Here is a 19,966-nt window from a genome sequence, read left to right as displayed (position 1 = left end):
GACGCCTCCGCGCGTGCAGCCCGTCGTGGCGTCACGCGCTGAGCAGCCCAGAAAGACCGTGCAAGTACCGTGGTGACGCCGTCGCAGGGATCCGAGCGACGAGCGCGCCATTCCAACGTGCACCGGGGCAAGCACCGGGGCGTCGAGCCGGCCGAGAGCTTCGCTCGCGGGTTCAACGCGCTGAGCGACCTCGCCCTCGCCGGCGTGCAGGTCACGGCGCGTGCGACCGACCTCGCGACCGGCAAGGAGCTGTTCTCGGTCGACGACCACGTCGTCATGCCGACCGCCTCGATCGGCAAGGTGCTGCTGCTGGTCGAGGTCGCCTCGCGCCTGACGGGCACGAGCGCCGACGCGTTCACGGTGCTCGACCGAGCGCCGCGCGACGCGGTCGGCGACTCCGGCATCTGGCAGCACCTGCAGTCGCCGTCGCTGCCGCTCGCCGACCTCGCAGCCATGATCGGCGCCACGAGCGACAATCTCGCGACGAACGTGCTGCTCCGGCACGTCGGCCTCGAGGCCGTTCGCGCCCGCACCGAGGCGCTCGGCCTCACGCGCACCGCCCTGCTCGACCTCGTGCGCGACCACCGCGGCCCCGACGACGCCCCGCAGCTGTCGATCGGCTCGGCGAAGGAGCTCACCTGGCTCTTCGCCTCGCTCGCGCGCGGCGAGGTCGTGAGCCCCGAGGTCTCGCAGCGCGTCATCGGGTGGCTCTCGCTCAACTCCGACCTGTCGATGGTCGCGAGTGCGTTCGGACTCGACCCGCTCGCGCACCGTACGCCCGACCACGGCGTGCTGCTCGTGAACAAGACAGGCACCGACGGCGGCGTGCGCAGCGAGGTCGGCGTGCTGCGCGGCCCCCGCGCGAGCGTCTCGTACGCGGTCTCGACGTACTTCGCCGACACCGGTCTCTCGTCTCGGCTCGCGGTGCTCGACGGCATGCGAGCCGTCGGCATGGACCTGCTCGAGTACGTGCACTGACTCCCGCCGGGTGCTTCCGGGGCCGAGCGTCCGGGAGTGCCGGCTCCGGCTACCCGGCCGTCGTCGGCGGATCGCCCGCCCGGCGGGCGAGCAGCGCGATGCCCTCGACCACGGCGACCGCGGTCTCGGGTGCGCGCAGGATCATGAAGTGCCCGGCGGCCTGCACCCGCACGTTGGTCGCGCCGTCGAGCACGCTGCCCTCGGGCACATGCGGGTCGAACACGCCGAACACCGACACGATGCGCGCGTTCACGCTTCCGGCGCCGCCGAGCCGCACGATCGTCTCGTCATCGGGCCGAAGGTCGCGCATGGTGCGGTTCACGAACATCCGGGCGTAGCGCGAGCCGGCGAAGGGCGTGCAGATCGCGACCACGCCGAGCGCGGCGATGTCGGGCGGCCGCGCAGGGGGAGCGCCGAGGTCGAGCGGGTTCGCCGCGGCATCCGTCGTCGAAGCGGGCGCGGCGGCACGGGCGGCCGCGGCCGCCTCCTGGTCCATGAGCACGTGCTTGGCGACCAGCCCGCCCTTGCTGTGGGCGACGAACACGCGGCCGGCAGCCGGTGCCGGCTCCTTCGCGAGTGCATCGACCGCCCTTGCCGCCGTCACCGCGATCGGCAGGCGGTTCATGCTGAGGCCGCGCACGACCCGCACGCGATGCCCGGCGCGGTTGAGGGCGTTGCCGAGCGGGCGCATGAAGGTCCAGTGCTCGTAGACGCCGGGCAGCAGCACGACCTCGGGCAGCGCGTCGTCGCCCCGGCGCCACGCGCGCGACCGGCGATTGCCGCCGATGACGGCGAGCTGGCGCCAGCCCGCGTAGAGCTCGTCGAGCAGGGTCCACTTCACGAGCGTGAAGACCGATGGGCGCCTGCTCGAGCCCGACATCAGTCGATGGCTCCGGATGCCGCGAGCCGCCGCAGCACGTCGGCCCCCGCCGGCGGACACCTGCCGATATCGGCGGTGGTCACCCAGTGCAGGGCGCCGACCTCCGCCGAGGCGGTGGGTGCGGCATCCGTCACCGCCTCGAACACCCGCATGCGCACGAGGCGACCGTCGGGCTCGCCGTGCGCCTGCGTGACGACCTCGAACAGCTCGACGAGCGCCTCGGGGTCGAGCGCGAGCGCGACCTCCTCGTACGCCTCTCGGGCCGCCGCCTGCGCCGCCGTCTCGCCGTCGTCGATCTTGCCCCCGGGCATGTAGTACACGTCGCGCCCGCGCGCGGTGACCATGAGCACCTTGCGGTCGCGCACGAGGGCGATCGCGGAGACGAGGAGGTCTGGCAGCGGCATCCGTTCAAGCCTAGGTCTCCCAGGCCTTCGAGTGCCGTTACGCTGGCGGCACTGCCGACGCGAAGGAGCGAACCGATGAGCGAAGCCGACGAACGTGGATTCGGGCGGGCGGCGCAGTCCGAGGTGTACCGCGCCGGCCTGTCGGGCGTGCATCCGAAGGTGCCCGTCGACGTCGCCGCGCTCGAACGTGCGGCGAAGAAGGCGATCTCGCCCGCCGCGTTCGCCTACCTCGCGGGCGGTGCGGGCGCCGAGTCCACGATGGCGGCGAACCGGGCCGCGTTCGATCGCTGGCGGGTCTGGCCGCGCGTGCTCCGAGACGTGTCGCAGCGCGATCTCTCGATCGAGCTGCTCGGGCGGCGCCGACCGACCCCGTTCGTGCTGTCGCCCATCGGCGTGGCCGAGATGGCGCACCCCGAGGCGGATGTCGCGGTCGGCCGTGCCGCGGCCACCCTCGGGGTGCCGTACGTGCTCTCGAACCAGGCCTCCCGGCCCATGGAGGAGGTCGCCGCCCAGATGCGCGACGCGTCGTTCTGGTTCCAGCTGTACTGGAGCAGGTCCGACGAGCTGAACGCGTCGTTCGTGCGTCGTGCCGAGGCGATCGGGTGCGAGGCGATCGTGGTCACGCTCGACACGTCGCTGCTCGGGTGGCGCACGCGCGACCTCGATGCGGCGTACCTGCCGTTCACCCGCGGACTCGGCATCGCACAGTACACGAGCGACCCGGTGTTCGCCGGCCTCGTGCGCGACCGGGTCGCCGCGGGCGGCGATTCCGGACCCCGCCCGCGGGTCACGCCCACGCTGCTCGCCTCGGCGCTGTCGATCGCGCGGTCGGGCTCGCGCACGCAGCTGGTCGACGGCGGTGTCGCCGACGCGCTGCGCTCGCCGCTGCCGCGTGCCGCGGTCGAGACGTTCCTCGACGTGTTCTCCGATCCGTCGCTCACGTGGGACGATCTCGCGAGCCTCCGCGAGTGGACGAGCCTGCCGATCCTGCTGAAGGGCGTCGTGCACCCCGCGGATGCCGCGAGGGCGCTCGACAGCGGCATCGACGGGATCGTCGTGTCGAATCACGGCGGGCGCCAGATCGACGGCGCCGTCGCGACCCTCGACGCGCTGCCCGGCGTGCTCGAACGCGTCGGCGGCCGCATCCCGGTGCTGCTCGACAGCGGCGTGCGGGGCGGCGCCGATGCGTTCAAGGCCCTCGCGCTCGGGGCCACCGCCGTCGGCATCGGGCGCCCCTATGCCTACGGGCTGGCCGTGGCCGGGGCGGAGGGCGTGCGCGAGGTCGTGCGCAACCACATCGCGGAGCTCGACCTGACGATGGCGCTCGCCGGGCGCACGTCGATCGATGCCATCGGTCGGGATGCGCTCGTGCAGGCGCCCGCCTGACATCGGATCGGCCTTGTTCCGCGGCGAGCCGGGCCGATATCGTGTGCGGGAGCGCCGCTTGCGTGCGCACGATCGGGGGATCGATGAACGCAATCCTCGGCCTGCAGATCATCGGCGGCCCGCTGCCGTGGATCGTGTACGCCGTCGCGATCGGACTCGTGCTCGTGCTGCTGCTCAGGCCGCCGACGGGCCGATGGGTGCTCACCGCGCTCCTCGGCATCGTGATCGGCGGGGCGCTCGGCGTCGGACTGTACGCCGTCGTGAATGCGCTCGACCTGGTCGGCTCGCAGCTGCCCGTCGAGGTCTGCTTCTGGGTCGCTGCCGTCTTCGCCGCCGTCGGCTTGGCCGTCGTGAACCTGTGGCGCTCCCGAGTGTGGCGCAAGATCGTGGCCGTGATCGCCATCGTGTGGTTCGTGTTCACCGGCGTCATCGGCGTGAACGCGTTCTTCGGGCTGAACCCGACGCTGGGGTCGTTGTTCGGCATCGCGACCCAGGGCAGGATCGCGATCCCCACCGACAGCCCGACCGCGACCCCGACCGGCCCGCTGTACCAGTCGTGGAAGCCGCCCGCCGGCATGCCGGCGCAGGGCACGCAGGGCACGCAGAAGATCCCGAACACCGCCTCGGGCTTCGACGCGCGCGACGCGGGCATCTACCTGCCCCCGGCGGCACTCGTGGACTCGCCGCCGCCGCTGCCGCTCGTCATCATGATGATGGGGTTCCCGGGCAACCCCGACCCGACCTACATCGGCGGGGTGCTCGACACGTTCGCCGCCCAGCACGACGGTCTCGCCCCGATCGTGATCGTCGCCGACCAGATCGGCGGCGACGGCCAGACGAGGGACCCCGCCTGCGCGAACTCGACGACGTTCGGCAACGCCGAGACCTACATCACGACCGATGTCGTGAACTGGGCGAAGGCCAACCTCAACATCATCGAGGACCCGAAGTCCTGGGTCGTGGCCGGGTACTCGAACGGCGGCGGGTGCGCGATCAAGTACGGCGCCAAGGATCCGACGCTGTTCGGCAACATCCTGTCGGTCTCCGGCGAGGAGTACCCGGGTTCGGAGGATCCCGACCTCGTCACCCAGCAGGTCTACGGCGGTGACGAGGCCGCGTTCGAGGCGGCGAAGCCGGCCGCGATCATGCAGGCGGCCCCGGCCGGCACCTACGACGGCATGACCGCGGTGTTCACCGCGGGCAGCGATGACGCCCCGTACGTGGCCAGCCAGCAGGAGATCTCCGGTGTGGCGCAGCAGGTCGGGATGACGGTGACCAACTACGTGATCCCCGGGGCCGGGCACACCGGCGACGCGCTCACGGACGGCCTCACCGAGGGCTTCACGGTGCTGTATCCGGTGCTCGGGCTGTCGGCGCCCTGATCCGCCACCGCCACACGGCCTACTCGGCCGGCGGAGCCTCGAGCCCGAGGCGGGGCGCGAGCACGGCGAACCCCTCGTCGAGGCCGCCCGTCAGGGTCTTCGCACCGTGGTCGCCGCCGGGCACCTCGTAGAAGGTCGAGACGATGCCGGCGGCGGTCGCGGCATCCGCGAGCCGCTTGGTGCCCGGGACGTACACCGAGTCGTCGGCCCCCACCGCGTAGATGCCGACCGAGTCGGCGTACGGCGCCTTCGCCGCCATGATGTTCTCGGGCTTCACGGCGTCGTACTTGGCCTGATCGCCCTTGAACACCTTCGTCAGCGTCTCCTTCGGGTGCTCGACCCCGGGGTACTCGGTCGGCGCGATCGCGAGCGTGTTCCCGAACAGGTCGGGGTACTTCGCCCCGAAGTACGCCGCGCAGCCGCCGCCGTTCGAGTACCCGGCGACCGTCGTGTACTCGGCTCCCTGCAGCACGTTCAGGTGTAGCTTCGCCCAGGGCAGCACGTCCTTCGTGATGTAGGTCTCGACCGCGCCCAGATCGGTGTCGAGGCAGAGGGGGTCGACGGTGGGGTCGCCCAGTTGGTCGACGACGAGGGCGATGGGCGCGAGGCCGTCGTGCTTCGCGGCGAAGTCGTCGAGCGTGGCCGCGATGAAGTCGGGATTCGGCCGGCCCGGTTGGCCCATCATCATGATCACGAGCGGCAGGCGCGGCGGGTTCTCGACGAGCGCGGCGGGCGGCAGGTACAGGCCGGCCGGGCGGGCGGCGAACCCCGACACCGTGTTCGGAACGGCCGGCTCCGGCGTGCCGACCTCGCCGGCCGACGGCATGCCCGACGGGGCCGTCCAGGTGGAGTAGAGCGGGTCGGACGGGTCCGCCGGGGCCGGGTCGGCGCCCGGATCGAAGAAAGCGAGCGGCTGCTCGGTCTGGATCCCGAGCAGGTCGCCCAGGGTTCGGTCGATGCCGTAGGCCGCGTTGACGGCGAGCGTCGCCGTGATGGCGAAGACCGGGATCGCGATGATCGCGATCAGCTTGCGCCACCAGCGCGAACGCCAGAGGTTCCAGATCGCGAGCAGGATCGCGCCCGTCGCCGCGGGAACCCAGATCCACGCGGCATCCGACACCGGGCCGCCGAAGAGATCCAGCAGGTTGACGGTGAGCCAGAGCAGGGCACCGCCGATGAGGGCACCCACGATGATCACGACGATGGCGGTCACCGCCCACCCCACGGATGCCTCGCGGCAGAGCAGGTAGACGAACAGGGCGGCCGACAGCACGTAGAACGTGATGAGCACGGAACCGCCGACGATCCCGACATCCAGCACTGCGTCGAACATGCGACCCCCCGGCGCCATCGTGTGAGGCACAGCGTACTGGCCGAGGTGCGGCCCACGTAGGATGGTGGCACCGTTTCTTCCGGGCCGATCGGCCCGAACTCCCGACCATTGGAGCCACCGTGGCCGCTGCCAGCCGTCTCGAATCCGTCATCGCCCTCGCACAGCATCGGGGCTTCGTCTTCCAGGCCGGCGAGATCTACGGAGGATCCAGGTCGGCGTGGGACTACGGTCCCCTCGGCGTCGAGCTCAAGGAGAACATCAAGCGCCAGTGGTGGCGTTACATGGTGCAGGGCCGCGACGACGTCGTCGGCCTCGACTCGAGCGTCATCCTGCCGAAGCAGGTGTGGGAGGCATCCGGTCACGTCGAGGTCTTCAGCGACCCGCTCGTCGAGTGCCTGAACTGCCACAAGCGCTACCGCGAAGACCACCTCATCGAGGCGTACGAGGCCAAGAAGGGCCGCGCCCCCGAGAACGGCCTCGGCGACATCGTCTGCGCGAACTGCGGCACCCGCGGCCAGTGGACCGAGCCGCGCGCGTTCTCGGGCCTGCTGAAGACCTACCTCGGCGTCGTCGACGACGAGTCGGGCCTGCACTACCTGCGCCCCGAGACCGCGCAGGGCATCTTCGTGAACTTCGCGAACGTGCTGCAGGCGTCGCGCATGAAGCCGCCGTTCGGCATCGGCCAGATCGGCAAGTCGTTCCGCAACGAGATCACGCCGGGCAACTTCATCTTCCGCACGCGCGAGTTCGAGCAGATGGAGATGGAGTTCTTCGTCGAGCCCGGCACCGACGAGCAGTGGTTCGAGTACTGGCTCGACCAGCGCTGGAACTGGTACGTCGACCTCGGCATCGACCCCGAGAACCTGCGCCGCTACGAGCACGCGCAGGAGAAGCTGTCGCACTACTCCAAGCGCACCGTCGACATCGAGTACAAGTTCGGCTTCACCGGCGGCGATTGGGGCGAGCTCGAGGGCGTCGCGAACCGCACCGACTTCGACCTGTCGACCCACACCAAGCACTCCGGCAAGGACCTCTCGTTCTTCGACCAGTCCAAGAACGAGCGCTGGACCCCCTACGTCATCGAGCCCGCGGCGGGCCTCACCCGCTCGCTCATGGCGTTCCTCGTCGACGCGTACCACGTCGAGGAGGTGCCGAACGCGAAGGGCGGCGTCGACAGCCGCACCGTGCTGCGCCTCGATCCGCGCCTCGCGCCGGTCAAGGTCGCCGTGCTGCCCCTGTCGCGCAACGAGAAGCTCTCGCCGCTCGCGCGCGAGCTCGCGGCGAACCTCCGCAAGAACTGGAACGTCGACTTCGACGACGCCGGCGCCATCGGCCGCCGCTACCGTCGCCAAGACGAGATCGGCACCCCGTTCTGCATCACGGTCGACTTCGACTCGCTCGACGACGACGCCGTGACCGTGCGCGAGCGCGACACCATGGCGCAGGAGCGCGTGCCGCTCAGCGAGCTGCAGGCCTACCTCGGCGCACGGCTCGTCGGGGCCTGACACCCGACGCGGACCGCGTCTCCCGACCCCGCCGCAGGCTCAGCCTGCGGCGGGGTCTTCGCGTCGCTCCCACTCGCGCCGCAGGATTCCGTACATGGCGGTGTCCTGCCACTCGCCGTCGTTGAACTCCTCTTCGAGGATGGTCGCCTCCCGGCGCATGCCGAGTCGTTCGCACAGGGCGGCGGATGCCGCGTTGCGGGCGTCGAGCAGCGCATGCACGCGGTGCGCGCGCAGGGTGCCGAAGGCGACGTCCATGACCGCGGCGGCCGCTTCGCGCGCCAGTCCGCGCCCCTGGAACGCCGGGTGCACGACCCACCCGATCTCGAGCTGCGCGTGCTCGGCCGCGTCGAGGCGCAGCATGACGTCGCCGATGACCCGCGAGCCGGTGCGGCCGCCGTCGTTCGTGACATCGTCGGCGGTCACGGAGGCGTCGAGCGGCCCGCCCGCGACATCCGTCGGCGGCATGCGGGGTTCGCCGACGAGCTCCATCGCGAAGAAGATCGCATCCTCGTCGCGCTCGAGGCGGCGGAGGCCCGCTCGCTTCTCGGTGTGCTCGCGGGCCTGGGCGCGGTCGCGCTCGGGCCACGGGATGTAGCGCAGCACCTCCGGCAGCCGCTGATACTCCCAGACGTCGTCGGCGTCGGATGCCGCGAGCGGGCGCAGCACCAGGCGCTCGGTCCCGATCGGCACGACGGTCGCGGCCTGCGGTCCGTCGAAGTCGAACGGCAGCGCGAGGTCGGGCGCCCCGTCGGCGACGGCGGCGGCGAGGTCGGGATCGTGGCTCATGCTCCGACGCTAGCGCCCGCCCGGGGCGCGCGCTCGTCGAGAGCGCGTGCGCCCGGCCTGCGGATGCCGCCGGCCAGCGCAGTCGGTCAGCGCAGCTCGTCGGCGCGCACGCCGAACACGGCCTCGAGGCCGTCGATCCATGCACGCTGGTCGCCGGCCCTGGCGTACTCGCGAGCCCGCACCATCGGCGTGTGCAGCAGCACCCCGGCCATGTGCCGCAGTGCCGCCTCGACCTGCTCGTCGGCCGCGGGGTCGCCGGTGCTTCGGGCACGGGCGCGGGCGATCTCGGCGTCGAGCACCTGCTGCACGTGACCGCGGAGCGCGACCACCGAGGGCGCGAGGTCGAGCTCCTCGCCGACGGCGCCGAAGTTGCGGGCGGCGCGGTCGACGATCACGCGGGCCTCGTCGGTCGAGCTGAGCTCTTCGAGCGGGGCGTGCCGGCGGATCGTCTCGAGGTCGAGCAGCTCGACGCCGTCGACCTCGACGACGTCGGTGGCCACGTTCCGCGGCATGCCGAGGTCGACGATGAGCTGACGTGCGCCCTGCGCGGCCTCGGGAACCGGGCACCAGGCGCGGAACTCGGCGAGCACGGGCGCGTCGTCGGCGGCGTGCACGTCGGCCGGTGCGCTGATCGTCGCACGGCCGCCCTCGAGCAGCACCCGGTCGACCACGTGGTGGTCGGCGGTCGTGCACGTGATGACGACGTCGGCGGCCGCGGCGGCGACGGCGTAGCCGGCGTGCGACACGGCGGTGATGCCGTGTCCGGCGGCGAACTTCGCGGCCCGGCCGGAGGGCGAGTACACGCGCACGTCGGTCGCTCCGCGGTCGCGGAGGGCGGCGAGCGTCGCACCCGCGTACTGGCCGGTGCCGACGATGAGCACGCGTGCGGCCGACCAGTCGGCGACGCGGCTCGACGCGAGTTCGAGGGCGAGGCGCACGAGCGAGCGGCCCGCGCCGCCGATTCCCGTGCGGTTCTTCACCTTGCGCGAGGTCTGCGACGCGCGCTGGAAGAGTCGCTCGAGCTCGGGGGTCGTGGTGCCCTCGGCCCGCGCCTGCTCGAGCGAGCGGCGCACCTGGCCGGCGATCTCGCCCTCGCCGACGACGACGGACTCGAGGCCCGAGGCGACCGAGAAGAGGTGGCCGGCGACGGCGTTGCCGTGCACGAAGCCGAACGTGCTGCGCAGGTCGCCCGCGTCGAGCCCGGCGACGGCGCCGACCGCGCGGACGGCCTCGCGCACCGCCTCGACGGGCGACGAGCCCTCGGCGGCGTCGAGGTCGAGGTAGGCCTCGAACCGGTTGCACGTGGAGACGACGACCGCGCCCTGCAGGGCGTCATGGCCGTCGAGGATGCGCGGTGCCGCCAGGTCGGAGCTCGCCGAAAGACGCTCGAGCATGTCGAACCCGGCGTTCTTGTGGCTCGCAGTGAGACAGATGAGCACGCGGAGATTCTACCCTCACCCGGATGGGGGCTTGCCCAGTGCAGTCCCGGAGTCGGACGACCGGTGCGAGCGACCGATTCCGGCGCGGATCAGGGCGCAGGTACGCACGTGCTCAGACCCGCTGCGCCGCCAGCATCTCGGCCGAGATCACGGGGATCGGCGCGGTGAGCGGGGGCACCTCGAGGCCCTCGGCCGCGAGCGCGGTGCGGTGCCGCGCCTTCCAGTCGCGCACGATCGCGAAGAACGCGGCATCCGACAGGGCGTAGCGACGGATGCCGGGGGCGGCGAACACGACGGGCACCTCGACGCTGTTCTTCTGGCGACGCACGCGCAGCACGAGCACCGACACGACGGTCGAACCCATGACGACGGAGTCGGCCCGGATGTTGCGCACCTCGCGCCAGGGGTACGCGTCGACCTTGCGCGGGCGACGGCCCCCGCCGTCCCAGAAGGCGACGCCGAGATCGTCGACGGCGACGGTGTAGCGGCGGCCGAGTCGCACGGGCGACGCGTCGTCGTGGCGGAGCTCGTTCATGCGCGCCACGAGGCCGGAGGTGCGGATGCCGCAGGCGGGCGCGGTGCCGAAGGACTTCGCCAGGGTCGCGCCGCGTGCGCGGCTCCGCGCGGCCCGGGCGAGGGCGACGATCGCGCAGATCGTCGCGGTGAGCGCCGCGACCGCGCCGACGAGGAGCGGGAGCCGGTCGGGCGTCGAGACGGGCGGGAGCCGGGACAGCAGCGCCGAGACGGTCGGGGAGGCCGCGACGAGCGCGGCGACCACGAGCACGGCGGCGATCGCGACCAGTGCGGTGAGGCCGGTGCGATGGCGGGAGTCGGCGTTCATCGGCGGACTCCGTGAACGGATCGGCGGGGGGTGGACGACGTGCCCTGCCCGACAGCCTTGGCACGATGCGGCTGCGATCGCGACGCGAAGAGGCGTCGGACCGCGCGGCCGGAGATCGGCGCAGGGGACAGCGGGGGGATTTCGAGCAGGGACACGTCGTCGAATACTCCGTGGGGGGCGGAGGCACGCCACCTAGGGCGCGTCGTCGTGCGAGGGGGCGCACAACGTGACCGACTGTAGCGCTCAACCGCACCCGAATGTAAGGGGAACGTACGAACCTGTGGACAACCGGCGGAATTCGCTCGGATGAGCAGCGCAGGCCATGCGCTCCGCCCGTTCCCGTGCCCGCCTCCCAGCCCGATACGCGACAATGTGACCCGTGATCCTCTCCGCGCAGCATCCCCTGTCCGCCGGCCTCACGGGCGAGTCGCGCCTCGTGCGCGCATACCGGGGCGAGCGCGCCGACACGACCCCGGTGTGGTTCATGCGACAGGCCGGCAGGTCGCTGCCCGAGTACCGCGACCTGCGGGTCGGCACGCGCATGCTCGACGCCTGCCTCGACCCCGCCATGGCGAGCGAGATCACCCTGCAGCCGGTGCGCCGCCACGGGGTCGACGCGGGCATCTTCTTCAGCGACATCGTGGTGCCGCTGAAGCTCGTCGGCGTCGACGTCGAGATCCAGCCGGGGCGCGGGCCGGTCTTCGGCCGCGGGTATGCCGATGCCGCGGGCGTCGCCGAGCTGACGGCGATCGACCCGTCACGGCTCGACGAGGCATCCGCCCCCATCACCGAAGCCGTGCAGCGCACCATCGCCGAGCTGAACACCACCGACAACGGCTCGGGCACGGCGACGCCGCTCATCGGCTTCGCGGGCGCCCCGTTCACGCTCGCCGCCTACCTCGCCGAGGGCGGCCCCTCGAAGGACCACCTCGCCGCACGCACGCTGATGCACGCCGACCCGGGCGCGTGGCGCGCGCTCATGGAGTGGACCGCCGAGCTCACCGGGCGGTTCCTGCGCGCCCAGGTGCTCGCCGGGGCATCCGCAGCCCAGCTCTTCGACTCGTGGGCCGGCGCGCTCTCGCTCGCCGACTACGAGGAGCACGTGGCGCCCGCGTCGGCGAAGGCGCTCGCGCACGTGCACGACCTCTCGTACGAGGTGACGGATGCCGCGGGCGGGCGTTCGACGCGCGACGTGCCCGTCGTGCACTTCGGCGTCGGCACGGGCGAGCTGCTCGGCGCCATGCACGGCATCGGCGTCGACGCCGTCGGGGTCGACTACCGGGTGCCGCTGGATGTCGCGGTGGAGCGCATCGGCGAGGGCGTGCCCCTGCAGGGCAACCTCGACCCCGCGCTGCTCGCCGCGCCGTGGCCCGTGCTCGAGGCCGCCGTGCGCGACGTGCTGCGCCGCGCCCAGGCCGCCCCCGCCCACGTCTTCAACCTCGGCCACGGCGTTCCGCCCGAGACCGACCCGACCGTGCTCACGCGCGTGGTCGAGCTCGTGCACGAGGCGGGCGCATGAGCGACGCGACCGACGGCGGGGTGGCGCTCGAACGGCGCGCGGCCGACGTCGTCGTGGTCGGCGGCGGGGTGGCCGGCCTCGTCGGGGCGCTGGAGTGCGCCAAGATCGGCCTGAAGGTCGTGCTGCTCGAGCGCCGCGACGTGCTGGGCGGCTGCGTCGGCCGCATCGAGCTCGACGGGCTCTCGATCGATTCCGGCGCCGAGTCGTTCGCGACGCGCGGGGGAGCGGTCGCCGAGCTCATCGCCGACCTCGGGCTCTCCGGGTCCGTGGTGTCGCCGAACCCGGCCGGCGCGTGGCTGGTGTGGCCGAAGGGCAAGCCGGGTGCGGGCACCGACGGCGCCCTCGACGCCGCGCCGCTGCCGAAGACCGGCATGCTCGGCATCCCGGCCAACCCGCTCGGCGACGACGTGCGTCGCATCATCGGCTGGAGCGGCGCGACGCGCGCCTACCTCGACCGGCTGAAGCCGATCCTCAAGATCGGTCGCGCGCACAGCCTCGGCCGGCTCGTGCGCGATCGCATGGGCGACGCCGTGCTCGACCGGCTCGTGACCCCGATCTCGGCGGGCGTGTATTCGACGAACCCCGACGACCTCGACCTCGACGTGGTCGCCCCCGGTCTCAACGAGGCGATGACCCGCATGGGCTCGCTCTCGGGCGGAGTCGGGCAGCTGCTCGAGGAGCGCAAGGCCGGCGGTGCCGTGCAGGGGCTCGACGGCGGCATGCAGACGCTCGTCGACGCGCTCGTCGCGCAGCTCGACCGATTCGGCGTCGAGGTCGTGACGCTGGCCGACGTGACCGCGCTCGAGCGCACCGACGTCGGATGGCGTGCGACCGCCTCCGTCGCCGCGCACCCCGATCCGGCCGGCTCCGCGCCCGAGGCACCCGCGACCGCGCTCGTCGTCGACGCCCGGTTCGCGCTGCTCGCCGCGCCGGCGGAGGCCTCCCGACGCCTGCTCGTCGAGGCGGTCGAAGGGTGGGCGGATGCCACGTCGTGGCCGTCCGCGGCATCCGTCGAGATCGTGACGCTCGTGCTCGACGCACCGGCCCTCGACGCCGCGCCGCGCGGCACCGGCGTGCTCGTCGCCGCCGGAACGACGGGGGTGACCGCGAAGGCGCTCACCCACTCCACCGCGAAGTGGCCGTGGCTCGCCGCGCGCACCGGCGGGCGCCACGTGGTGCGGCTCTCGTACGGCCGCGCCGGCGAGGCGAACCCGCTCGACGGCCTGACCGACGACGAGGTGCGCGCCACCGCGCTCGCCGATGCCTCGGCGCTGCTGGGCGTCGAGCTCGGCGGCACGGCCCTGCGCGCGCTCGGCCGTGCGAGCTGGCGCGACGCGCTGTCGCAGGCGACCATCGGCCAGCGCGACCGGGTGCGCGACCTGCAGAACACGCTCGCCGCCGAGCCGGGCATCGAGGTCACCGGCTCGTGGGTCGCAGGCACGGGCCTCGCGTCGGTCGTGCCGAACGCGATCGCCGCGGCGGGCCGCATCCGCCATCTGGCCGTCGATCCCTCGGCGGGCGGGGCCGGCGACACGCCCGAGCACCCCGACGCCCGACCCTCGTCGAACGCATAGCCGGAACGGCATACTTTCCCGCGCAACCCCTTGCGCGAGCCGTCGCGGGGTCTACGCTGGAATGACGTCGCGCAACGCGCAGGGGAATGGGGTGCACATGAAGGGCAAGGTCCTCTTCGTCGTGGGGCTGGGTGTCGGCTACGTGCTCGGCACGCGCGCCGGCCGCGAGCGATACGAGCAGATCAAGGGCGCGGCCGCGAGCGTGTGGAACACGCCGACCGTGCAGAAGGGCGTCGACTCCGCGAAGGACTTCGCCATGGCCCGCGTCGGCAGCGTGAGCGACGCCGTGCTCGACCAGGTCAAGTCGTTCATCGGCAACGCCACGAAGGCCTCGGGCGCGTCGAAGCAAGACGTGCGCAGCGCCGCGGCCTCGGCGAAGCAGAACATCTCGAAGGCCGCATCGGCCGCGCGCGACGCCGTCGACGAGACGGCCGCGAAGCTCGACGACGCGATCGACGAGGCCGCAGACGCCGCCGCGGACGCGGCGCCCGCGAAGTCCGTGTCGAAGCCGGCCCGCAAGCCCGCGTCGAAGCCGCGCTCGTCGAAGTCCGGTTCCTGAGGCTGCAGCGATCATGCCAGCACCCACGAACGACGATCGGTCGCTCTTCCAGCTGATCGGCGAGCTGCCCGACACGGTCTCGACGCTCATCCGCGCCGAGATCGACCAGGTCAAGGCCGAGATCTCCTACAAGGTCAAGCACTTCGGCATCGGCGCGGGGCTCCTCGCGGGCGCCGCCGTGGTCGGCGTGTTCCTGCTCTTCACCCTCATCACGGCCGCGATCTTCGCGTTCGCGCTCATCATGCCCGCGTGGGCCGCGGCGCTGACCGTCGGCGGCATCCTGCTGCTGATCATCGGCGTGCTCGTGTGGATCGCGATCGTCAACTTCAAGCGCGGCAGCGAGCCGCTCGAGTCCGTCGAGAGCCTCAAGGCCGATCTCGACGCGCTGAAGGGAACGGGTGACTATGACCGCCGCTGACGCCTCGCGTGCCGCCGCCCCCGCGCCCTCGAAGCGCACCGAGAAGGAGCGCGAGCGCAACCTCAGTCGCGTGCAGGCGCGCATCGCCTCGGAGCGGGCCCGCGCCGACTTCGCCGGCACCCTGAACGCCCTCGAAGACAAGCTCAACCTGCCCAAGCAGGCCAAGCGCAAGACCGACGCCCTGAAGGCGAAGATCGATCGCATGGCCGACGAGCAGCCGGGCACGCTCCTCGCGGTCGCCGCCGGCGCGATCGCCGCCATCGGCGTGGGCATCTGGCTGGTCGTGCGCGCGGCGTCATCCGACGACTGAGCGGTGAGCGGCCGATGAGCCGAACGGATGCCGCGGCCGACGAGGTGCGCAACGCCACCGCCGTCGATCGCGTGGCCGACGCCGTGCGCGACGACATCCTGAGCGGGCGGCTCGCGCCCGACGCGCCGCTGCGCGAGGAGGCCGCGGCGGCGCAGTACGCCGTCTCGCGGCACACCGTGCGTGCGGCGTTCCAACGCCTCGCGACCGAGCGCCTCGCCGTGGCGCTGCCGTATCGGGGGGTGCGGGTCGCGGCGTTCGACCGCGAGGCGATCCTCGCGCTGCACCAGTACCGCTCCGCGCTGGAGGTCGAGGCGATCCGCATCGCGTCCGAGCGCTACGGCACCACGTGGCCCGAGCCGGTGCTCGCCCCCGCGCTCGCGGCGCTCGAGCGCTTCGCCGGGTGCGCCGACTGGGTCGAGGCCGAGCGGGTGCACCTCGACCTGCACCGGTCGCTCGTCGCCGCATCCGAGAGCCCGCGCATCATGGAGGCCCACGCCGCGATCGGCAGCGAGATCCTGCTGTTCCTGCTGCACGTGCGGCCCCACTACACGCTCGAGTCCCTCGTCGCCGAGCATCGGGCGCTCATCGACGGCGTGCAGTCGCGCGGGGCCGACGCGATCCGCGAGCACCTCGCGCACTCCTACGGCCTGCTCGGCGAGCCCTGACTCGCTCGGCGGCCGTGGGCGCAGGGGTGCTGCCCCGGGCATCCGCGAGGCCGGCGCCGAGGTGACGCCCGCGTCGGGCGGCTCCCGACCTTCTCGACGGGCCGCCCCGACATCCGATCGCCCGACCTGTTTTTGGCCGATCACGTCGAAAGGGGGAGACTAGGAGCATGTCTTCCCCCGCTGCCGAAGCGGCAGCCGACGCGCTCCAGACCCATTCCGAGGCTGCACAGCCCGACGCCGAGCAGTCTCCTGCGGGTTACACGGTGTTCGCGGTGCTCCGCCGCGATCCCGCGCGCCCCGACGATCTCGACGGGCACGACGTCCCGCGGTTCGTCGAGGAACTCGACGGCATGATCGCCCTCGTCGAGGAGGAGGGCGTCACCGTCCGCGGCATCTACGACGTCTCCGGGCTCCGCGCCGACGCCGACGTGATGCTGTGGCTGCACGGCGACACCGCCGAGGGCCTGCAGTGGGCGCTGCGCGAGCTGCGCCGTTCGCGACTTCTGCGCGCGCTCCTGCCCACGTGGAACGCCATGGGCGTGCACCGCGACGCCGAGTTCAACAAGGCGCACGTGCCCGGGTTCCTCCGCGGCGTCGAGCCGAAGGACTGGCTCACGGTCTACCCGTTCGTGCGCAGCTACGAGTGGTACCTGCTCGACCCGGCCGAGCGCGGGCGCATGCTCGCCGAGCACGGCCGCAAGGGTGCCGCGTTCAAGGGCGTCATCGCCAACACGGTGTCGTCGTTCGCGCTGGGCGACTACGAGTGGCTGCTGCCGCTCGAGGCCGACGAGCTCACCGACCTGGTCGACCTCATGCGCGACCTGCGCGCCACCGACGCGCGCCGTCACGTGCGCGAAGAGGTGCCGTTCTACACGGGCCGCCGCATCTCGACCGCGGAGCTCGTGGAGGTGCTGCAGTAATGGCCGCCGTGAACCTCGGGTCGACGAGCGGATCGGCAGGCGCAGACGCCGCCGACGCGCCGGTGCGAGGCCGCAAGCCCGCGCCCGCGGCATCCGCACCCTGCGCGCTCGGAGCCGTCGTGCCCGGCGCGACCCCCGCCGCCCAGGGCGGTGCCGAGCACGTGACCGAGCCCGTCGCATACGACGCGATCCTGCTCGCCGGCTTCGGCGGGCCCGAGGGTCAAGACGACGTGATCCCGTTCCTCCGCAACGTCACGAGCGGTCGCGGCATCCCCGACGAGCGCCTCGAAGAGGTCGCGCACCACTACCGGCACTTCGGCGGCATCAGCCCCATCAACGAGCAGAACCGCCAGTTGAAGGCCGCGCTCGAGGCCGAACTCGCCTCGCGCGGTGTCGACCTGCCCGTGCTGTGGGGCAACCGCAACTGGGACCCCTACCTCAACGACGCGCTCGGCGAGGCGAAGACGGCGGGTTACACCAAGCTCATCGCGATCGCGACGAGCGCCTACAGCTCGTACTCGAGCTGCCGCCAGTACCGCGAGGACTTCGCCGACGCCCTTGAAGACACGCAGCTCGGCGACGTCATCGAGATCGACAAGGTGCGCCAGTTCTTCGACCACCCCGGCTTCGTCACGCCCTTCATCGAGGGCGTGCGCGACGGCATCGCGGGGCTGCTCGCCGAGAACCCCGGCCTCGAGCGCGGTCAGATCGAGGTGCTCTTCGCGACGCACTCGATCCCGTCGACCGATGCCGCGAAGTCCGGTCCGGCCGACCGCGGGTTCGGCGAGGGCGGCGCGTACGCCGCGCAGCACCGCGCCGTGGCCGAGGTCGTCATGCGCGATGCCGGCGCGACCGACGTGCCGTGGCAGCTCGTGTACCAGTCGCGCTCGGGGCCTCCCTCGATGCCGTGGCTCGAGCCCGACATCAACGACGCGATCGAGGAGCTGCCCGCAGCCGGTCGCAAGGCCGTCGTGATCGTGCCGCTCGGGTTCGTGAGCGACCACATGGAGGTGCTCTGGGACCTCGACAACGAGGCGCTCGAGACCTCGGAGGAGCACGGGCTCGCCGCGGTGCGCGTGCCGACGCCCGGCACCCACCCCGCCTACATCGCGGGCCTCGTCGACCTCGTGCTCGAGCGCGTGAACGGCACGCCCGTGGCCGAGCGCCCCGCCGTCACCGAGCTCGGTCCCTGGTACGACGTGTGCCGACCCGGCTGCTGCGAGAACGTGCGCCTCGGGTTCCGCCCGGCGCTCGCGGGGATCGCACCGTGACCGCCGCCGGCTCCGGCGGCGTGATCCGCGTCGGCACCCGGGCGAGCGCCTTGGCGATGGCGCAGACGAAGCAGATCGCCGAGCGGCTCGGCGCTGCGGCGAAGGCCGAGATCGAGCTCGTGCCCGTCACGACCGAGGGCGACACCTCGCGTGCGTCGCTCGCGTCGCTCGGAGGCACCGGCGTGTTCGTCACCGCCCTGCGCGACGCCCTGCTGGCCGATCGGTGCGACGTGGTCGTGCACTCCATGAAGGACCTGCCGACGGCCGACCACGACGGGCTGCGCCTCGGCGCCGTGCCCAAGCGCGCCGACGCGCGCGACGCGCTGTGCGCCCGCGACGGCCTGACGCTCGCCGAGCTGCCCGAGGGAGCCCGCGTCGGCACGGGCTCGCCGCGCCGCATCGCGCAGCTGCTCGCCGTGCGCCCCGACCTCGAAGTGCTCGACATCCGCGGCAACGTCGACACGCGACTCGGCAAGGTCGAGTCGGGCGAGCTCGACGCGGTGCTGCTCGCGGCCGCCGGACTCGGTCGCCTCGGTCGATCGGATGCCGCGACCGAACTGCTCTCGCTCGGCGACTGGCCCACGGCCGCCGCCCAGGGGGCGCTCGCGATCGAGGTGCGCCGCGAACGTGGAACCCGGTCGCTCGAGCAGGCGCTCGAGGCGGTCGACCACCGCACGACGCGCGCCACCGCCCTCGCCGAGCGCCTCGTGCTGGCCGGACTCGAGGCCGGTTGCGCGGCGCCCGTGGGCGTCACCGCCTTCCTCGAGGACGAACTTCTGTTCCTCAGCGCGAACGTGTACAGTGCCGACGGGGCCCGGCGCATCACGAGTTCGCATGCCGCGACCCCCGAGAGCCGTTCGGCTGCCGATCTGGCGGAGGCGGCTCGCGATGTCGCCGACCGCGCCGTCGCAGAACTCCTCGGCAACGGTGCCGCTGACTTGGCTGCTGCTGCTCCGGAGGAATCGTGACCGAATTCGAACCCGTCACCGGGGTCATCGGGCTCCCCTCCCACAGCGGCAAGCCGCTGGCCGGGTGGCGCGTCCTGGTGCCCCGCGGCGGCCCCTGGGGCGACGGCGTCGCGGGCGCGTTGCGTGCCCGCGGAGCAGCGCCGATCATCGCCCCGCTCATCAACTTCGCGCCGACCGACGACCAGCCGGCGCTCGAGGCCGCGCTCGCGAAGCTCGCCGACGGCGGCTTCGACTGGCTGACCATCACGAGCGCGACCACGGTCGACGTGCTCTCGTCGTACCACGCGGTCATTCCGGAGACCACGAGGATCGCCGCCGTCGGTGAGACGACCGCGGCCGCCCTCGTGGCCGCCGGATACCAGGCCGACATCGTGCCCTCCGAAGACAACTCCGCGCGAGGGCTGCTCGAGGAGTGGGAGGCCGCGACCGACGGAGCCAAGGGGCTCCGCGTGCTCGCCCTGCGTTCCGCGATCGCGAAGCAGGTGCTCTCGATCGGGCTCGCCGAGGCCGGCCACTCGGTCGAGGCCGTCGTCGCCTACCGCACGGTCGGCGTACCGGTCGCGCAGAAGGTCGTCGACGACGTGCGCGGCGGTCGCGTGAACGCCGTGCTCGTCACCTCTGGCAGCGTCGCCGAGCAGGTGCAGGAGCAGCTCGGACCGATTCCCGAGTCGATCCTCGTGGCCGCCATCGGCCCGCAGACGCAGCGCGACGCGGCCGAGCTCGGCCTCCGCGTCGACGTGGTCGCGCGCGAGCGCAGCGCCGAGTCGCTCATCGAGGCGGTCGTCGAGGCCGCCACGGCGAACGCCTGACGCCCGACGTGCGGGCGGG

Annotated in this window: 20 protein-coding genes; 14 read left to right on the top strand and 6 right to left on the bottom strand. The window is 72.6% G+C overall.

Annotation, left to right across the window (positions count from 1 at the left end):
* Positions 1–69: 69 nt before the first annotated feature.
* Entirely contained in the window at positions 70–978 is a 909-nt protein-coding gene (locus tag ACFVS8_RS15405) for a serine hydrolase (RefSeq protein WP_387064047.1), read from the top strand.
* Positions 979–1,027: 49 nt separating this feature from the next.
* Here the strand turns inward: ACFVS8_RS15405 and ACFVS8_RS15400 are convergent, their stop codons facing one another.
* A complete protein-coding gene (locus tag ACFVS8_RS15400; protein ID WP_387064044.1) occupies positions 1,028–1,858 on the bottom strand; it encodes an esterase/lipase family protein in 831 nt (276 codons plus the stop codon).
* Positions 1,858–2,262: an NUDIX domain-containing protein gene (locus ACFVS8_RS15395; protein WP_387064041.1), complete on the bottom strand. Its 405-nt coding sequence runs from the start codon at positions 2,260–2,262 to the stop codon at positions 1,858–1,860. Before ACFVS8_RS15395 ends, ACFVS8_RS15400 begins: the two co-directional genes overlap by 1 nt.
* Before the next feature lie 75 nt (positions 2,263–2,337).
* On the opposite strand from ACFVS8_RS15395, the gene ACFVS8_RS15390 reads away from it, so the two are divergent.
* Positions 2,338–3,648 (top strand): alpha-hydroxy-acid oxidizing protein, encoded by a 1,311-nt coding sequence (locus tag ACFVS8_RS15390; protein ID WP_387064039.1) that lies wholly within the window; start codon positions 2,338–2,340, stop codon positions 3,646–3,648.
* Positions 3,649–3,731: 83 nt separating this feature from the next.
* Positions 3,732–5,030 carry an alpha/beta hydrolase-fold protein gene (locus ACFVS8_RS15385; protein WP_387064036.1) on the top strand — a complete coding sequence of 433 codons (1,299 nt, stop codon included), beginning with the start codon at positions 3,732–3,734 and terminating at the stop codon, positions 5,028–5,030.
* Between the two features lie 19 nt (positions 5,031–5,049).
* Here the strand turns inward: ACFVS8_RS15385 and ACFVS8_RS15380 are convergent, their stop codons facing one another.
* Positions 5,050–6,363 carry an alpha/beta hydrolase-fold protein gene (locus ACFVS8_RS15380; RefSeq protein ID WP_387064033.1) on the bottom strand — a complete coding sequence of 438 codons (1,314 nt, stop codon included), beginning with the start codon at positions 6,361–6,363 and terminating at the stop codon, positions 5,050–5,052.
* A gap of 119 nt (positions 6,364–6,482) precedes the next feature.
* Here ACFVS8_RS15380 and ACFVS8_RS15375 point away from each other — a divergent pair, with 119 nt between their 5' ends.
* Entirely contained in the window at positions 6,483–7,868 is a 1,386-nt protein-coding gene (locus ACFVS8_RS15375; protein WP_387064031.1) for a glycine--tRNA ligase, read from the top strand.
* Positions 7,869–7,907: 39 nt separating this feature from the next.
* Here ACFVS8_RS15375 and ACFVS8_RS15370 read toward each other — a convergent pair whose 3' ends face one another.
* From ACFVS8_RS15370 to ACFVS8_RS15360, 3 genes are all read right to left on the bottom strand, one after another.
* Positions 7,908–8,654 carry a GNAT family N-acetyltransferase gene (locus ACFVS8_RS15370; RefSeq protein ID WP_387064028.1) on the bottom strand — a complete coding sequence of 249 codons (747 nt, stop codon included), beginning with the start codon at positions 8,652–8,654 and terminating at the stop codon, positions 7,908–7,910.
* 86 nt (positions 8,655–8,740) lie between these two features.
* Positions 8,741–10,093 carry a glutamyl-tRNA reductase gene (locus ACFVS8_RS15365; RefSeq protein ID WP_387064025.1) on the bottom strand — a complete coding sequence of 451 codons (1,353 nt, stop codon included), beginning with the start codon at positions 10,091–10,093 and terminating at the stop codon, positions 8,741–8,743.
* A 112-nt stretch (positions 10,094–10,205) separates the two neighbouring features.
* Entirely contained in the window at positions 10,206–10,934 is a 729-nt protein-coding gene (locus ACFVS8_RS15360; RefSeq protein WP_387064022.1) for a hypothetical protein, read from the bottom strand.
* Positions 10,935–11,313: 379 nt separating this feature from the next.
* Here ACFVS8_RS15360 and hemE point away from each other — a divergent pair, with 379 nt between their 5' ends.
* From hemE to ACFVS8_RS15310, 10 genes are all read left to right on the top strand, one after another.
* Positions 11,314–12,453 (top strand): uroporphyrinogen decarboxylase, encoded by a 1,140-nt coding sequence (gene hemE / locus ACFVS8_RS15355; protein WP_387064019.1) that lies wholly within the window; start codon positions 11,314–11,316, stop codon positions 12,451–12,453.
* Positions 12,450–14,027 carry a protoporphyrinogen oxidase gene (gene hemG, locus ACFVS8_RS15350; protein WP_387064016.1) on the top strand — a complete coding sequence of 526 codons (1,578 nt, stop codon included), beginning with the start codon at positions 12,450–12,452 and terminating at the stop codon, positions 14,025–14,027. The genes hemE and hemG overlap by 4 nt, the downstream gene beginning before the upstream one ends.
* Positions 14,028–14,124: 97 nt before the next feature.
* Positions 14,125–14,586 (top strand): hypothetical protein, encoded by a 462-nt coding sequence (locus tag ACFVS8_RS15345; protein ID WP_387064013.1) that lies wholly within the window; start codon positions 14,125–14,127, stop codon positions 14,584–14,586.
* 13 nt (positions 14,587–14,599) lie between these two features.
* Positions 14,600–15,004: a phage holin family protein gene (locus ACFVS8_RS15340; protein WP_387064010.1), complete on the top strand. Its 405-nt coding sequence runs from the start codon at positions 14,600–14,602 to the stop codon at positions 15,002–15,004.
* A complete protein-coding gene (locus ACFVS8_RS15335) occupies positions 14,991–15,314 on the top strand; it encodes a hypothetical protein (RefSeq protein ID WP_387064007.1) in 324 nt (107 codons plus the stop codon). Before ACFVS8_RS15340 ends, ACFVS8_RS15335 begins: the two co-directional genes overlap by 14 nt.
* A 14-nt stretch (positions 15,315–15,328) precedes the next feature.
* Positions 15,329–15,979, top strand: coding sequence for a GntR family transcriptional regulator (locus ACFVS8_RS15330; RefSeq protein ID WP_387064005.1), 651 nt, complete (start codon positions 15,329–15,331; stop codon positions 15,977–15,979).
* Positions 15,980–16,146: 167 nt separating this feature from the next.
* Positions 16,147–16,899, top strand: coding sequence for a hydrogen peroxide-dependent heme synthase (hemQ, locus tag ACFVS8_RS15325; protein ID WP_387064003.1), 753 nt, complete (start codon positions 16,147–16,149; stop codon positions 16,897–16,899).
* Positions 16,899–18,170, top strand: a complete 1,272-nt coding sequence (locus ACFVS8_RS15320) for a ferrochelatase (protein WP_387064000.1) — start codon at positions 16,899–16,901, stop codon at positions 18,168–18,170. Before hemQ ends, ACFVS8_RS15320 begins: the two co-directional genes overlap by 1 nt.
* Positions 18,167–19,138, top strand: coding sequence for a hydroxymethylbilane synthase (gene hemC / locus ACFVS8_RS15315; protein WP_387063998.1), 972 nt, complete (start codon positions 18,167–18,169; stop codon positions 19,136–19,138). Before ACFVS8_RS15320 ends, hemC begins: the two co-directional genes overlap by 4 nt.
* Positions 19,135–19,947, top strand: a complete 813-nt coding sequence (locus ACFVS8_RS15310) for a uroporphyrinogen-III synthase (RefSeq protein ID WP_387063996.1) — start codon at positions 19,135–19,137, stop codon at positions 19,945–19,947. Before hemC ends, ACFVS8_RS15310 begins: the two co-directional genes overlap by 4 nt.
* The last annotated feature ends 19 nt before the right edge of the window (positions 19,948–19,966 follow it).

The sequence above is a fragment of the Agromyces sp. NPDC058110 genome (assembly GCF_042884735.1).
In the GTDB taxonomy this organism is placed as follows: Bacteria; Actinomycetota; Actinomycetes; order Actinomycetales; family Microbacteriaceae; genus Agromyces.
Note: the sequence above shows the minus strand (reverse complement) of the source record. Positions and strands in the feature narration are given on the sequence as shown.